Annotated in this window: 19 protein-coding genes and 1 tRNA gene; 11 read left to right on the forward strand and 9 right to left on the reverse strand. The window is 60.6% G+C overall.

Features of this window, described 5'->3' with window-relative positions; all coding sequences use genetic code 11:
* Positions 1-261 precede the first annotated feature (261 nt).
* The 3 genes from ACODSK_RS20910 to ACODSK_RS20920 all read left to right on the forward strand — a co-directional run bounded on the left by ACODSK_RS20910 (position 262) and on the right by ACODSK_RS20920 (position 1853).
* Entirely contained in the window at positions 262-828 is a 567-nt protein-coding gene (locus ACODSK_RS20910) for a helix-turn-helix domain-containing protein (RefSeq protein ID WP_489018832.1), read from the forward strand.
* An 82-nt stretch (positions 829-910) separates the two neighbouring features.
* Positions 911-1423, forward strand: a complete 513-nt coding sequence (locus ACODSK_RS20915) for a GNAT family N-acetyltransferase (protein ID WP_489018833.1) — start codon at positions 911-913, stop codon at positions 1421-1423.
* A gap of 4 nt (positions 1424-1427) precedes the next feature.
* The gene (locus tag ACODSK_RS20920) at positions 1428-1853 is read left to right on the forward strand and encodes a DMT family transporter (RefSeq protein WP_489018835.1); all 426 of its coding nucleotides are present in this window, start codon (positions 1428-1430) and stop codon (positions 1851-1853) included.
* A gap of 319 nt (positions 1854-2172) precedes the next feature.
* On the opposite strand, the gene ACODSK_RS20925 is transcribed toward ACODSK_RS20920, so the two are convergent.
* A complete protein-coding gene (locus ACODSK_RS20925) occupies positions 2173-2454 on the reverse strand; it encodes a DUF3077 domain-containing protein (RefSeq protein WP_489018836.1) in 282 nt (93 codons plus the stop codon).
* A 264-nt stretch (positions 2455-2718) separates the two neighbouring features.
* Here ACODSK_RS20925 and ACODSK_RS20930 point away from each other — a divergent pair, with 264 nt between their 5' ends.
* Positions 2719-3048 carry a chorismate mutase gene (locus tag ACODSK_RS20930; RefSeq protein ID WP_489018837.1) on the forward strand — a complete coding sequence of 110 codons (330 nt, stop codon included), beginning with the start codon at positions 2719-2721 and terminating at the stop codon, positions 3046-3048.
* 212 nt (positions 3049-3260) lie between these two features.
* Here the strand turns inward: ACODSK_RS20930 and ACODSK_RS20935 are convergent, their stop codons facing one another.
* The 6 genes from ACODSK_RS20935 to ACODSK_RS20960 form a co-directional block, all read right to left on the reverse strand.
* Complete coding sequence (locus tag ACODSK_RS20935; protein WP_261218805.1) at positions 3261-3839, reverse strand: HNH endonuclease; 579 nt, start codon at positions 3837-3839, stop codon at positions 3261-3263.
* 168 nt (positions 3840-4007) lie between these two features.
* On the reverse strand, positions 4008-4175 hold the full coding sequence (gene tnpB / locus ACODSK_RS20940) for an IS66 family insertion sequence element accessory protein TnpB (protein WP_489018838.1): 168 nt from the start codon (positions 4173-4175) through the stop codon (positions 4008-4010).
* Between the two features lie 149 nt (positions 4176-4324).
* Entirely contained in the window at positions 4325-4558 is a 234-nt protein-coding gene (locus ACODSK_RS20945; protein WP_489018839.1) for a hypothetical protein, read from the reverse strand.
* A gap of 1 nt (position 4559) precedes the next feature.
* On the reverse strand, positions 4560-5075 hold the full coding sequence (locus ACODSK_RS20950; RefSeq protein ID WP_489018840.1) for a hypothetical protein: 516 nt from the start codon (positions 5073-5075) through the stop codon (positions 4560-4562).
* Positions 5076-5322: 247 nt separating this feature from the next.
* Positions 5323-5398 (reverse strand) — tRNA-Thr (locus ACODSK_RS20955).
* Positions 5399-5454: 56 nt separating this feature from the next.
* A complete protein-coding gene (locus tag ACODSK_RS20960) occupies positions 5455-5871 on the reverse strand; it encodes a pilin (RefSeq protein ID WP_489018841.1) in 417 nt (138 codons plus the stop codon).
* A gap of 210 nt (positions 5872-6081) precedes the next feature.
* Here ACODSK_RS20960 and ACODSK_RS20965 point away from each other — a divergent pair, with 210 nt between their 5' ends.
* From ACODSK_RS20965 to yacG, 4 genes are read left to right on the forward strand one after another with little or no spacing between them, the layout of a single operon-like run.
* Entirely contained in the window at positions 6082-7287 is a 1206-nt protein-coding gene (locus tag ACODSK_RS20965) for a type II secretion system F family protein (protein WP_489018842.1), read from the forward strand.
* A gap of 1 nt (position 7288) precedes the next feature.
* A complete protein-coding gene (locus ACODSK_RS20970) occupies positions 7289-8158 on the forward strand; it encodes a prepilin peptidase (RefSeq protein ID WP_489018843.1) in 870 nt (289 codons plus the stop codon).
* Entirely contained in the window at positions 8158-8781 is a 624-nt protein-coding gene (gene coaE, locus ACODSK_RS20975; RefSeq protein WP_489018844.1) for a dephospho-CoA kinase, read from the forward strand. Before ACODSK_RS20970 ends, coaE begins: the two co-directional genes overlap by 1 nt.
* Positions 8778-8984, forward strand: coding sequence for a DNA gyrase inhibitor YacG (gene yacG, locus ACODSK_RS20980; RefSeq protein WP_489018845.1), 207 nt, complete (start codon positions 8778-8780; stop codon positions 8982-8984). Before coaE ends, yacG begins: the two co-directional genes overlap by 4 nt.
* Here yacG and ACODSK_RS20985 read toward each other — a convergent pair.
* Positions 8981-9664, reverse strand: a complete 684-nt coding sequence (locus ACODSK_RS20985) for an energy-coupling factor ABC transporter permease (RefSeq protein WP_489018846.1) — start codon at positions 9662-9664, stop codon at positions 8981-8983. The genes yacG and ACODSK_RS20985 overlap by 4 nt on opposite strands.
* A gap of 140 nt (positions 9665-9804) precedes the next feature.
* Here ACODSK_RS20985 and ACODSK_RS20990 point away from each other — a divergent pair, with 140 nt between their 5' ends.
* From ACODSK_RS20990 to ACODSK_RS21000, 3 genes are all read left to right on the forward strand, one after another.
* Complete coding sequence (locus ACODSK_RS20990; RefSeq protein WP_489018848.1) at positions 9805-10434, forward strand: DUF1780 domain-containing protein; 630 nt, start codon at positions 9805-9807, stop codon at positions 10432-10434.
* Positions 10435-10794: 360 nt separating this feature from the next.
* Positions 10795-10968, forward strand: coding sequence for a DUF3094 family protein (locus ACODSK_RS20995; protein WP_009403502.1), 174 nt, complete (start codon positions 10795-10797; stop codon positions 10966-10968).
* Between the two features lie 90 nt (positions 10969-11058).
* The gene (locus ACODSK_RS21000; protein ID WP_489018850.1) at positions 11059-12354 is read left to right on the forward strand and encodes an NAD(P)/FAD-dependent oxidoreductase; all 1296 of its coding nucleotides are present in this window, start codon (positions 11059-11061) and stop codon (positions 12352-12354) included.
* A gap of 51 nt (positions 12355-12405) precedes the next feature.
* On the opposite strand, the gene ACODSK_RS21005 is transcribed toward ACODSK_RS21000, so the two are convergent.
* The gene (locus ACODSK_RS21005; RefSeq protein ID WP_489018852.1) at positions 12406-14430 is read right to left on the reverse strand and encodes a multicopper oxidase family protein; all 2025 of its coding nucleotides are present in this window, start codon (positions 14428-14430) and stop codon (positions 12406-12408) included.
* Positions 14431-14572: the final 142 nt, after the last annotated feature.

Below are 14572 nucleotides of genomic sequence, written 5' to 3' on the forward strand. Positions count from 1 at the left end.
CGCGCTTAGTATTAATTCTTTAGTGATAACCCCCGGAAACACGAGGTGAAACCGAAGCGGCATGTGGGCTTGAGCCGACGGGTGGTTTGGTGGTGAAGGAAATTTCTTATCACTCAGCGGGATGAATGAAGTTATTTCTAAATGTTACAAATTTCTTTGGAATCTTCTTTCGAAGAGGTGAAAACCCGTATGGATAGCTGCTGATCCTGTCTGGCTGCTCAGGTTGAGTTGCCGACAGGCCGTCCACTATAGTGACGCCCCATGACCACCGAAAACGATCTCGATGCCCGCATTGGCGCCCGTATCCGTACCGAACGGGAAAGCCGTGGCTGGTCCCTCACCGAACTCTCGCAGCGCGCCTCCGTTTCCCGGGCCATGATCCACAAGGTCGAACGGGGCGAGAGCAGCCCCACTGCCAACTTGCTCGGCAAGCTCTCCGGCGCCTTCGGCCTGAGCATTTCCAGCCTGATCGCTCGTGCCGAAACCCAGCAGGGCCGCTTGCTTCGCGCCCAGGACCAACCCACCTGGAGCGACCCGGAAACCGGCTATCTGCGCCGACACATCTCGCCGCAGTCCGACCTGCCCGTGGACCTTCTGCAGATCACCCTTCCCGCCGGCAAGCAGGTGCCCATGCCCGCCTCCGCCTATGCCTTCCAGCGCCAGCTGATCTGGGTGCTGCAGGGTGAACTGGTATTCATCGAAGGCGATGTGCGGCATGAACTGCATCAAGGCGACTGCCTGGAACTCGGGCCGCCGGTGGATTGCGAGTTTCGCAATGACAGCGGGCTGGAGTGCGTCTACGCGATTGCTCTGTTGAAAAGCCGCTGATCTTTTTTACCGGGTGACGGCTTGCCTTGGCAATCCACTATGATGGACCATAAATCCACCATAGTTACGCACGGAGCTTGTCATGATCACCCGCGACGCGACTCCCCGGGACATCCCGGGCATCACCCTCATCTATAACGACGCGGTGGCCCACTCCACCGCGATCTGGAACGAAACCCTGGTCGACACTGCCAACCGTCTCGCCTGGCTCGCCGACCGCCAGCGCGCCGGTTACCCGGTGCTGGTGGTGGTCGATGAACAGGATGACGTCCTCGGCTATGCCTCGTTCGGCGACTGGCGCGCCTGGGATGGCTACCGGCACACGGTCGAGCACTCCGTCTACATCCGCGCCGACCAGCGCGGCAAAGGGCTTGGCGAAGGGATGATGCTTGCCCTGATCGAACGCGCCCGCGCGCTGGGCAAGCACGTCATGGTCGCCGGTATAGAAGCAGGCAATCTGGGCTCGATCCGCCTGCATGAAAAGCTCGGCTTCGACCAGGTGGGTCACCTGCGGCAAGTGGGGGCCAAGTTCGGTAGCTGGCTCGACCTGGTGTTTCTCCAGCTCACCCTCGACTCGCGTGCCACGCCGGAGTGATGGCATGACCTGGATCGTTACGCTGCTTATCGCCGCCGGGGCCGCACTGGTCATCCAGAACCTGCTGATGGTGCAGATCACCAGCGGGGTATCGACGGTGTTGATTACCTTGCTGGTCAACTCGGCGGTGGGGTTCTTCATCCTCCTCGGATTGTTGCTCGGACGCTCCGGGGTGGCCGGGCTTGGGGAAGCGTTCGGGGCGTTGCGGTACTGGAGCGTGTTGCCCGGGGTGTTGGGGTCGTTTTTCGTGTTTGCCAGTATCTGCGGGTACCAGCGGCTGGGGGCGGCGGCGACGATTTCGTTGTTGGTCGGGAGTCAGTTAGTGGTGGGGTTGGGGGTGGATGCGGTGAGGACGGGTGGGGTTGGGGTTTCGTCGGTGTTGGGGGTGGGGATGTTGGTGGGTGGGGTTTGGTTGGTGGCTGGGCGGTAAGGCGTCCTAGTGCTCGGCCGGTCTCCTTGCGCTGTGCGTAGAGAACATTTCTGTCCCTTGTGGGAGCGAGCTTGCTTGCGAAGGGGCGCGCCAGCGGTCCCAAAACCTGCTTGGCTGAAGTTTCTTAATAAAATGCTATTTACCCGGCGCGGAATCTGAAATGTCACTGGATCCGGGACCGCGCTGGGTGGTTTTGGGGCCGCCCTGCGGCCCTTCGCGACGGTTCGGCGCACCGCCAAGCTTGCTCCCACGGGTTTCGATTGGCGGACCATGAAGCGATGAAGTTTTTGGCAACGCCGCCTGCTTCGAATATCGAAGATCACCTCTGCCCTCGCCCATCCCGTAGTCCCACCGCCACATCATCGATGATCGCCTTGACCTGCTCGCCCAGGTAATGGGCTGCCCAGATGGGAGCTCCGTCGGCGGCGTCTGCACCACCGAGGAGGGTCAGGCGGTTGATGCAGTCCAGGAGGACGGAGGCCTGGGCCAGGGCATCGTCACAGGGAATACCGGGGTTTACGCGGAACAGAGAGGCGTTGAGGGTAGAGCATTTGCCGAACTCGGCGGTACCGGTGGTAGTGAAGCGCTGTTGAGAATTCATGAGGGGGTTGAATTCCTTGAGGTTCAAAGCCTGAAGAAATACACCGGGGCAGGAGTTATCCCAAATTGGGTTTCGAAGAGGTATGAGAGGTCGTGCTCGGCAGTTTCATTGAAAATCTGCCTCGGTGAGTTCGTGGTGTGAGGCGTTTTCTTGCGGAGTAAGCAGGATGAAAATCGTCAAACGCGCGGGGTTGACATGAATTTTTCAGCGTTTCACTCTTGAAGATCATACATCCATGCATCTCTATTTCTTCGGGAAGCAAACGTGACTGATGAAGCCCCCTTACCTCCCTTTCGGGAAACACTTCGCGCTTATCGCGAAGAGCTGGATGTTCTGGACGAGCAGATAGTTGCCTTGCTGGCGAAGCGGTTTTCCGTGACTCAAAAGGTCGGTGAGTTGAAGGCCATGTACGCCGCAGACGCCGTCGACAACGCGCGCGAAACAGCCCAGTTGGAACGATTCACTGAGCTGTCCCGGCAATATGGCCTACCTAGCGATACGACACGGGCAGTTTTCGAAACCGTCATTGGGCTGGTGCGTGAAAACCATCGGAATATTGCGCGGGCCAAGAGTCCGGTTTCAGGGCAAAAATAGCAGGTGTTGTATTGATAAGGCTCCAGTCACCGCCTGGGCCATCCCGCCCCCCAACAGCACAACCAGAAACCACAGAGCCGGCACTAGGAGGGCTTTGCTGGTTGTTTCGTAGACAGTCATGGACTTCTGAACACTGGGGAGACAGGAACCACACACAGAGCCTGTAACCAAGCAATACGGGATCTTTATGGGTAGGATGCGCCAGATAGCGATCATCCGTGATGGGCTTTCCTGTGACAGTTCGGACAAGCGGCGACTGAATTTTCGACCGTATCGTCTCCGCCATCAATCAGCCGTTGCTTGTGATGCACCTCTAGGTATGGCGTCTGATCCTTCCTTCTGAGAAACGGAGCCTCCCGGCCACATAGACCACAGATGCCGTTCGCCCTCGACAGTACCTCCGCGACAACGTCTGGATTGCGTTCGAACACCCGGACCTGAACAAATTTTTGTTTGGGTACTCGGGGAGCAACGGCTAGGCGAGCCATCCGCTGCTTAGGATTCTTAAGCGATTCTCGCACCTTCCTCTCGAAGTCTTGAGCTAGGTCTCTCGGCATGCGAACAACCTGAAACCCGAGCTTCGGTAGATCACTAAGCGGGTGCGATGTGTTGAAAGAGCCAGGAGGTTTTCCGATGGCTAATGCATAAATGTACTTGAGAGGGTAGAGAAGCCCACCAGGTGCCTCCAAATACCAAGCCCGTGGAGTGGTGTACTTGAAAGGCCGCTCGCCGCGTTCATAGATGGCAATAGCCTTTTTCACCGAGGCTTTAGTCAAATTGCCAGTGAGCATTCATACGTTCCTTCGAAGAATAGTGCAGATGAGAGGGTGACCCCGGGGGCCCATGAGGATAAACAATGAAAACGGGACCGGGAACCCGCGCCGTCTTGCTAGCAGCAGGCCGGTTGACGAAGGTTGACACTTGTCGAGGTTGACGCCCTCGAGGAGAAGGGTCAGTAGTCAGAAGCCGTTGCGTTCCCAATACAAGATCTTCACGCGGTTGCACGGTTTGTTGAGGAAAACGAACAGCACCGGGTCGAACACCGCCACCTTGATATCGAGTTCGACCAGCGCGGCCAGGTCATCGATGGACTTTTGAAAGTCGACGGGCTTGGGATAGAGGTACACTTTTTGACTTTGAGGTCGGGTCGCATCATCGTCGGCAAGCTCCAGAAAGAAATCGGGAGCACAGCATCGGGGATCAGGTATGCGCTTTGAATGTGGGGTTCATGGCGCGCTTACATGAAACTGGGGCATCGAAAAAATATGCGACACCTTCATTCTCTGGGCCAGGGCTTGTCCGGCTCAATATGATTAGGAATCAGGTGATCATCATTGCATTCAGTCTCCTCCTCATCCGACCAAAAATGCTCCAGCTCGTCCTCATGGCTACGAACCGAATCATCGTCATAGTCGTCCTCATGCTCATGCTCATGCTCATGCTCATGCTCATGCTCATGCTCATGCTCATGCTCATGAGGAGGCTGGGGATCCCGATCTTTGCCTGCCATCTCATCCTCCTGGGATAAAAAACGCACGTGCCGGAAACTCTGCCAATACGACTGCTTGACACTCCGACTTAACCCGACCGTGCTCCATCCTCTCCGGAGATTTATCAGCCAGCAATCTCTGCTTCTCTATGATTTTTTTGAAACGAGTCTGGTGCTCCCCGGTGTAATCTTGAGCTTGGCTGATATCTATGCGCAGGTCCTTCAAGTCGTGAAACAGTAAGCGATAGCCTGAGAACAGCTCTTCGTAAGAACGAATCCTCTTCGTGAGATTCAGCAGAGGTTTCAATACAGTGACCACAGCTGCCAATGCCAACATTGCTTTCCAGGCTGGGTTCCCAGCTTCACTGCTCCAAAAAGCCAATCCTGCAACAGCAGATGAGGAGGTCACGGCCACGACTACTTCGGAACAAAAATTAATGCGTTCATAACTGAGCAGTCGACGCCCATAGTACAACTCATTCAACCGAGCCGTTCTGAGCTGATCGTAAACATCCCAAACCGGATGACTGTCCTGCATTGCCACTCCTTGAGCACACAGAATAATCCAAGGCCAAAAAATTTACCTACAGGTCCGAAGATGATGACCCAAAACAGAGAAGACACCTTGATAACTTTCCGCCCTAGAACAAGTTCGAGCTGCAATAGTTAACTTTGAGGGGGGGGGATAAATGTCACGATATGAGAAACCTTATTCCCTAAACAGTTATCCCGTTGTCAAGCCAAACTGCGGTGAGAATGGAGTACGCCTAATCCCTTGATTTTACTGGTGCCGGAGACAGGAATCGAACCTGCGACCTTCGCGTTACGAGTGCGCTGCTCTACCGACTGAGCTACACCGGCGTGGCAGCAACGCTACCACTGCCGCGCGGGTTGCGCAATTGACTGTTTCATAACGACTATTGAGCCGTGCTGGTGCAGCCTTTGGGGGCGTGATCGGCGCTGGCGTCGGTGGTGCAGGCCCAGCCACTGGCGCTGCGGGTCAGGGTGAGGGTCTTGCCCTGGACCGGGGCCGGGGCGTCGAGCAGGGTGCAGGCGATACTGCCAGTGCCGCTGGCGGCGACGGCCGTGGCGCTGATGGTGCAGTGGGCCGTGCGTTCCTGGCCGCCGAGCTGGGTCGGGCCGCTGATGTCCTGGCCCTGGCTAAGGCGCACTTCGAAGGCGGTTTTCAAGGCGGTGATCTCCGCCAGGCCAGCGGTGGCCTTGGTGCGCGCCTGGTGGTCGGTGTAGAGCGGCATGGCAATGGTGAGCAAGAGGCCGATGATGGCGATCACTATCATCAGCTCGATCAATGTAATACCGCGTTGCATCCTCATGGACGTATTCCCCATCTTCAAATCCGCAAGTCATTTCGGCCGGCCGTGCCGACAAGCGCGCCAGTAGGCCCGAACCGACACCTTTTGTCACCTCGCTGAACAGGGTCGCTTGGCGTGGCTCGTCTACTCTAGTGCGGGCCGGGTAACGCTGCCGGATGGAGCTGTAACGGAAATTGTGTTTGGCCTAACGCAACAAGGACGTCGCACCATATGAAAACCAGAACCTACAGCTGGCAGGGGGTCGATCGTAACGGCACCCGGGTCAGCGGCCGCAGCGACGGGCAGAGCCCGGCGCTGGTCAAGGCGATGCTGCGCAAGCGCGGCATCCATACCACCCGCATCCGTCATTCGCGACGGCTCGCGACCCTGCAGTTGTCGCGGGAGATCAACGCCGCGCAGTTGACCCAGCTCAGCCGCCACCTGGCCACGCTGTTCCAGGCAGGGATTCCCTTGCTGCATGGCCTGGACATCATCGCCGACGGCAGCCGCCATCCGCGCATGATCAACCTGCTGGCCGCACTCAAGCGTGATATCAGTGCAGGCACCAGCCTGGCCGAGGCATTGCGCAAGCATCCGCGCTATTTCGATGGGCTGTACTGCAACCTGGTGGCGGTGGGCGAGGCGTCCGGGCGCCTGGATACCCTGCTCGACCAGCTGGCGACCTACCAGGAAAAACGCGCCGCCCTGCGCTCGCGCATGCGCAAGGCCATGCTGTATCCGCTGCTGGTGCTGATGGTCGGCCTGGGGGTTTCCAGCCTGCTGCTGTTGCATGTGGTGCCGCAGTTCGAGGTGCTGTTCGCCGGCATGGGCTCTGAATTGCCGCCCTTCACGCGGATGGTCATCGATCTGGCCGACTGGCTGTCCGCCCACCTGCTGGCCTTGAGCCTGGCCCTGTTGCTTGCGGGGCTCGGTGTGCGCCAGCTGTTTCGCCATCACCAGGCCTTTCATCTATGGGTACTGGGTCTCGCTCACCGCCTGCCGCTGGTGGGCACGCTGTTGCGCCATGCGGCGATGGCCCGTTTCGCCCGGACCCTGCACACCTGTTTCGCCGCCGGCATTCCATTGACGGACGCGCTGGTGCCGGTGGCCAAGGCCTGCGGCAACGCCCTGTTCGAGCGGGCGATCCGCCGCCTGCGCCAGGACCTCGGCAACGGCCTGTCGTTGAGCGCGGCCATGCGCGCCAGCCCGCTGTTTCCCCATCTTTGCGTGCAGATGTGCGGCATCGGCGAGACATCGGGCACCCTCGACGATATGCTCAATCGCATTGCCAACCACCATGAGCAGTCCATCGACCAGTTGATGGAAAACCTGACCAGCCTGCTCGAACCGGTAATCGTGCTGGTCCTCGGCCTGCTGATCGGCAGCCTGGTGATTGCCATGTACCTGCCGATCTTCCAGTTGGGTGACGTGATCTGACATGAACCTGTGGGACCTTTTCGCCAGCCAGCCGTCGATCTACCTGGGCAGCGCCTTGCTGCTGGGGTTGATCGTCGGCAGCTTCCTGAATGTACTGGTGCATCGACTGCCGTTGATGATGGAACGTCGCTGGCAGGCAGAGGCCCGTGAGGCCCTGGCCCTGCCGGAGCTCCCCGCCGGCGAGCGCTTCGACCTGTTTCTCCCCTCCTCCCATTGCCCACACTGCCAACATCGCATCCGCCCATGGGAAAACATCCCGCTGCTCGGCTACCTGCTGCTGCGCGGACGCTGCTCCGCCTGCCATACCCGGATCAGCCCGCGCTACCCGCTGGTCGAACTGGCCAGCGCCGGACTGACCGTCTTCGCTGCCTGGCATTTCGGTGTCAGCGCCAGCGCGGCAGCCTTCATGCTGTTGAGCTGGGGCCTGCTGGTGCTGAGCCTGATCGATATCGAACACCAGTTGCTGCATGACGCCCTGGTATTGCCGCTGCTATGGCTGGGCCTGATAGTCAATGCCTTCGACCTGTTCGTCCCGCTGGACCAGGCGCTGTGGGGGGCGGTCGCTGGTTACCTGATCCTGTGGTCGGTGTACTGGTTGTTTCGCCTGATCACCGGCAGGGACGGCATGGGCTACGGCGATTTCAAGCTGCTGGCGATGCTCGGCGCCTGGGGCGGCTGGCAGACGCTGCCCTTCATCCTGCTGTTCAGCTCGCTGCTGGGGGCTGTGGTGGGCCTGGTGCAGCTACGGGTGAAAGGCCGCCAGATGGCGACGCCGATCCCCTTCGGGCCCTATCTGGCACTCGCGGGCTGGATCGCACTGCTCTGGGGTGGTCAAATACCCGCTTCTTATCTGCATTTCGCTGGATCCTGATGACAACGCCCGCTTTCACCCCCTGGATTCTCGGCCTCACCGGAGGCATTGGCAGCGGCAAGAGCGCGGCTGCGCAACGTTTCGTCGAGCTGGGTGTGCACCTGGTGGACGCCGACCAGGCCGCGCGCTGGGTGGTCGAGCCTGGCCGCCCCGCCCTGGCTCGTATCGTCGAGCACTTCGGCCCCGGCGTACTGCTCGAGGATGGCCAACTCGATCGCACCGCCCTGCGCCAGCTGATCTTCGCCGACCCCGAACAGCGCCGCTGGCTCGAAGCCCTGCTGCACCCGCTGATCGGCCAGGAAATCTTCAGCTATCTGGCCAAGGCCGAATCGCCTTATGCGGTGTTCGTTTCGCCACTGATGATCGAATCCGGCCAGTACCAGCGCACCGACCGCCTGCTGGTGATCGATGCGCCACAGAACCTGCAGGTCGAGCGCACCCTGCTGCGCGACCAGACCAGCCCGGAACAGGTCCAGGCCATTCTCAAGGCCCAGGCCAGCCGGGAAGAACGTCTGCGGCATGCCGACGATGTGCTGGTCAACGACCGCGATATCGCCTGGCTGCACTCGGAGGTCGACCGCCTGCACACCTATTACCTGACTTTACGAGGAGGCCGCGAATGAGCCAGCCCGTCACCGTTGATTGCCCGACCTGCGGCGCCCCTGTCGAATGGAGCAGCGCCAGCACCTACCGTCCGTTCTGCTCCGATCGTTGCAAGCTGATCGACCTCGGCGCCTGGGCCGCCGAAGAGCACAAGATCCCGGTTGCACCGGATGCCGAGGACGAACTGTTCTCCGGCGAATTCAGCCCCCGCGAGCCGCACTAAGGCTCGCCATCTTTCCACGGGGCCTGCAGATAGCGGGTCCTGTTGAAGGTCTCCAGCCATTCCGGGCAGAACACCACCAATGCGCTGATCACCATCCCGTTGATAAAGGCCTCGGGGAACATGATCAGCCACAGGTAGCCGATAAAGTCCTCCAGCCATACCGGCATCGCGAAGCGCCCGTCCAGCCATAGCACGCCCAGGCTCGCCAGCAGGCAGAGCAGCGCCGACAAGGCTGCGGCGAAGAATCCCGAGCAGAAGATATAGACGAACAGGTTGCGCGGCTGCGCCCGTTCCACAAGGATCGCGCAGCATTCGGTGACCAGCACCGGGATGCCGATCAGCAAGACACCGTTCACCCCCATGGCGGCGAGGTCCTGGCGGCCAAGGGCTACCAGCCCGAGCTGGGCGATACAGCCACCAAGCACCGCCAGCGGCCAGTCCAGCAACAGGGTCACGGCGGTCATGCCGATAAAGTGATAGGACACGCCGGTCTCGAAATCCCGGCGTACCAGCCATAGGGCGAACAGCGCGAAGACCGTGCCGAACAACAGGTGCTGGCGCCGGCTGTCGGTAAACAGCTCGACCCAGCGGGTACGCGCCGCCGCCCATGCCAGCAGGGGCACGAAGGCCAGCCAGCCGAGGGTCAGGCTCAAATCCGAGAGCAGTTGCGCAGCAATCACGGCAGGCAGCCCTTCTTTACGGGGAATCCTCGAAGTCTACACCCGGGAAAACACCCTGCCCTGCGCTGGAGCAGGCAAACCCGACCAGAATCAGCCACTTGCTCCGCGCAAGCAGGCAATTGAGCGCTAAGCTTGTCTCCATGGACGACTCAGACTACCTGCGCCTGCTTACCATCCAGGCCGAACAAGCCAATGCGTTTCTCTCCAATGCCCGCAAATGGGAGCGCGAGCGTTGGGTCTGCCAGCGCCTGCTGCAAGGCTTGAACATTCCCTATCGCAGCGAGGATTTCACCGCCGCCGGGCAAGAGCCGCCGGATGTTTTGTTCCGCGATGCGGCGTTCGAGGTGTTTTTCGTCCTGGATGAAGGGCGTCGTCTGAACGACGAGTGGCGCGAGGAGTTGCAGCGACGGCGCAGTGCGTTTTCCCTGGCGCAACTGGTGCGACGTGAAGCCCGTCCGCGACGGATCGGCGCCCCGGAACTGCTGCAACGCCTGGCACCGACCTTGCGCAAGAAGGCGCACAACTATCGCGAACGCGGGCTGGACCTGGGAGAGCTGGATATCATCGCCTTCACTGCCCTGAAGCGCGAGACGCTGGACCTGAACAGCCACTTTCCGCCGCCTACCGAGTATCTGCGCCAGGGCTGGCGCTCGCTGTCACTGGTAGGTCCGACCTTTGCCAGGGTGATCTTTGCCCATCCGGATGCGCCGGACTTTCTGCGCAGCAATCTGGGGCGAAGCATTGTTTTCGATGTGGGGATCAGTCTTTAGGGCCCTATCGCTGCATGGGTATCTACACAACTCAATCAGGCGTAACACAGACCCTGTGGGCTGTTAGCCGCGATTGGGCGCGAAGCGGCCATAAAACCTGTGTTCTCGGTGTGTCAGACAGATCTGGGACTTAGGTTTTACGACGGCTTCGCCGCCGATCGCGGCTAACAGCCGCTCCCACAGGGTCCGCGTTGCATGGCAGTCCCCTGCCATGGCGGGATGGCATAAATCCCCCAGCGGTGATACAAAGCGCAATCATTTCGCTCCAGAGCATTTGCCGGCAGGTACGCCAGTGGCAAACGGCTACAGTGAACGCTGTAGCTTTCCCACAGTCACAAGCGTCTATTTGCCGAGGCCACCATGACCAGCCGCCTGACCCCCGAAGACCAGCGACGTGTCGATCAGTACCTGCAAGCCCCCCATCATCAAGTCGAGCGCAAGCCTTTCCGGCCATGGCTGCTCCTTGTTCTGGTGGTTGGCGTGACCGTGGGTCTGGGCCTGTTGAGCCGCCTCCTGAGTTTGTTGGTGCTATGAGCTGCCTTGCGCTCGCCCACTCCGCCCGCCTCGCGCGGCCGTCCACTCGGGGCCCGAATTCGAATTCCGCAAACCTTATGAGATATCTCCATGACACACCGCATCGTGATTGTCGGCGGCGGCGCCGGCGGCCTGGAACTGGCGACCCGCCTGGGCAAGACCCTGGGTAGGAAAGGCAGTGCCGAGATCACCCTGGTCGACGCCAACCTGACCCACATCTGGAAACCGCTGCTGCACGAAGTGGCCGCCGGTTCGCTGAACTCCTCGGAAGACGAGCTGAACTACGTGGCCCAGGCCAAGTGGAATCACTTCCAGTTCCAGCTCGGCCGCATGAGCGGCCTGGACCGCGCCACCAAGCAGATCCAGCTGGCCGCCACCCTCGACGAGGATGGCCGCGAGCTGCTGCCTGCGCGTACCCTGGGCTATGACACCCTGGTGATCGCCGTCGGCAGCAACACCAACGACTTCGGCACTCTGGGCGCGGCGCAGCACTGCCTGTTCCTCGATACCCGCAAGCAGGCCGAGCGCTTCCACCAGCAGTTGCTCAACCACTATCTGCGTGCCCATGCCGGCGACCAGGCCAAGGAAAAGATCAGCGTCGCCATCGTCGGCGCCGGTGCCACCGGGGTCGAGCTGGCTGCCGAGCTGCATCACGCGGCCCACGAACTGGCGGCCTATGGTCTGGACCGGATCAAGCCGGAAGATATGCAGATAACCATTATCGAAGCCGGTCCACGGGTGTTGCCGGCGCTGCCGGAACGGATCAGCGTGCCGGTGCACCAGACCCTGGAAAAGCTCGGGGTCAAGGTGATGACCAACGCAGCGGTCAGCGAAGTCAGCGCCGATAGCCTGAAGACCGCCAGTGGTGATGTGATCGAAGCCAGCCTGAAGGTCTGGGCCGCGGGGATTCGCGCGCCGGCCTTCCTCAAGGAAATCGACGGCCTGGAGACCAACCGGATCAATCAGTTGGTGGTACGTCCTACGCTGCAAACCACCCTGGACGACGATATCTTCGCTTTCGGCGACTGCGCCGCCTGCCCGCAACCGGGCAGCGACCGCAATGTACCGCCACGGGCCCAGGCTGCGCACCAGCAGGCATCGCTGCTGGCCAAGAGCCTCAAGGCACGCCTGGAAGGCAAACCGCTGGCGGACTACGTCTACCGTGACTATGGCTCGCTGGTATCGCTGTCGCGCTTCTCGGCGGTGGGCAACCTGATGGGCAACCTGACCGGCAGCGTCATGCTCGAAGGCTGGCTGGCGCGGATGTTCTATGTGTCGTTGTACCGCATGCACCAGATGGCCCTGTACGGCACCTTCCGCACCCTGATGCTGATGCTCGGCAGCCGGATCGGCCGGGGTACCGAGCCGCGCTTGAAACTGCACTGATCACTGCTTGATCGAAATGAAAACCGGGCCTTGCAGGCCCGGTTTTTTACATCAGTGGTGGGCGTCTCCCGCCTTCCCGTCCAGGGAAATCCGCACGTTCTGCATCATGCCCTGGTCCTCGTGATCGAGGATGTGGCAGTGCAGCACGAACTCACCGATATAGCGCTGGTAACGCGTCTTCACCTTGATCGTGTAGTACTTGCCGTTGGTGATTGGCTTGACGAACAAGGTGTCCTTCCACACCCCCTTGAGGCCGGCGTACTGGGTATCGCCATCCAGCGCGTCCTTGGCCCCCGGCTTGCTGAGGTCGGTACCATCCGGCGCAATGATTTCCTCGATCTGGAACGGGTTGACGTGGATATGGAACGGATGCCCGGCCAGTGCCGATTGCAGGCTCCAGCGCTGCGCAGTGCCCAGTTTCAGTTCGCGGTTGACCACATCCGGATCGTAAGGCACGGCATTGTCGGCCGTGGTGCCGATGGCGAAGGTGGTATTGGCGCCATTCGGGGTGATCTTGAACACCAACTGCTGCTCTTCAGCCATCAGTTCGCTGTTCTGGATATCGCTGTGGGGCACGAAACTGGCCAGCGAGAATCCGGTTTGCAGATCAGCGACCACTTTGTCGCGAACACTGCCGGCCGGCATGTTCACCTTGGCGGCCGCGACCAGTTGATCGCGGATGTAGTTGCTGCCCTGGGCGACTGCGGCCCCTTCCACATCGACGAAACCGAGCAGTTGATGCTGGCCTTGTTCCTGAGTCACCTCACCGCTAGGCGGGCCCGCGCGGTCGATCACGCAGTAATTGCCCTTCTCGGGGAAGGAAATCAGCAGATCGTTGCGATAACCCGGCTGCAAGGTCACCTGGTCTTTCTGCTGGGCTTGGGCGTAGGTCAGGCCATCGGCGGCAATGACCTGATACGGCAGTGCATCACCAACGCAGTTCTGCGCGATGAAGCCCGGTGCCTCAGCCGCCGAAACGCCTTTCTTGCTCAACGCCACCGCACTGTCCTTGAGCTTGACGAACTGCAGGTTGACGGTGTCGCGGACACCGGCGTGCACGATCCGCCAGCGCTGGACATCACTGGTGCGCGCCGAGAAGTGTGGCTGCACCAGGCCGTTGACGCTGGTGAAGCGACCAGAAGCCGCCCAACTGCCAGGACCGAACTGGTCATAGGACTCCACCACGCCAGTCTCGCCCTGGGCGCAACTCCAATCGACGACATCATTGCCCTTGCTGTCCTTCTTCTTCTTGATCGCGCCGTGCCCCGCCGCGCCGACGCAGGCGTACGGAATCTGTTGCAGCACCAGCAGGCGCTCGACGAAGTCCTGTCCCTGATAGGGCTTGAGCAAGGTGTCGATATCACCGTTGGAGGTGTCGGTCGGCAGGCGGTCACCGCGAATGATCAGGGCGCCAGCCATGCCGCTACCCACCTGCAGCGCAGTGGAGCCATGCAAGTGCGGGTGGTACCAGAAGGTGCCAGCCGGGTGATCGGACGGGATGTTGTATTCGTACTCGAATTTCTGCTGCGGATTGATCTTCAGCAGCACGTTGTCGCTGTTGCCGGTCGGGCTGACCCAGAGGCCGTGGGAGTGCAGGTTGGTACCGTTGAAGCAATGCGGCGTGTTGACCGACTTCGGCTTGGTCACGCAATCCGAGCTGCTGGGCAGTTGGTTGTCCAGGTTGATACGCACGGTATCGCCGGGCGTGACGTCAATGGTCGGCGCCACGAAGGGTGCCTGGGGATTGACGCCCGTGCCTTGATAGCTGCGCAGATAGACCGGTACTTGCTGCTGGGTGCCCGGGTCGTAGATGTAGTTGTTGGCGTACTTGATCGTCAGGTCCAGCACCCGCTCATGGCCCGCGTGAGGGTTGAGAGCCGCATTGGCCGGTGCGGTGGATTTCAGCAACAGGGTGCCGGAAACCTCTTTCAGACTCGGTGCGGTCTGCTGGATGGGCGGTGGATTGCTGAAGGATCTGGCCTGCTCGTCTGCCTGGACGGCTGCGGCGGCGGTCATCACGGCCAGTGCGGTGAGGCTGAATGGCCAAGTGTGTCTGTTGCGGTGAAGTCCTGTCATGCCGATTGCTCCTGCATCAGGTCGTCGCAAGACGACGTTGAAACGGACATGGGCCAGGCTCCCCCGCCTGCCACGGCCGTCGGTGGCGCAGGGGTAGGCACGGACCTCGGGTTTGTACCCAAGGACCATGGCCAAATGCTAT

The organism is Pseudomonas sp. FG98, from assembly GCF_057808595.1.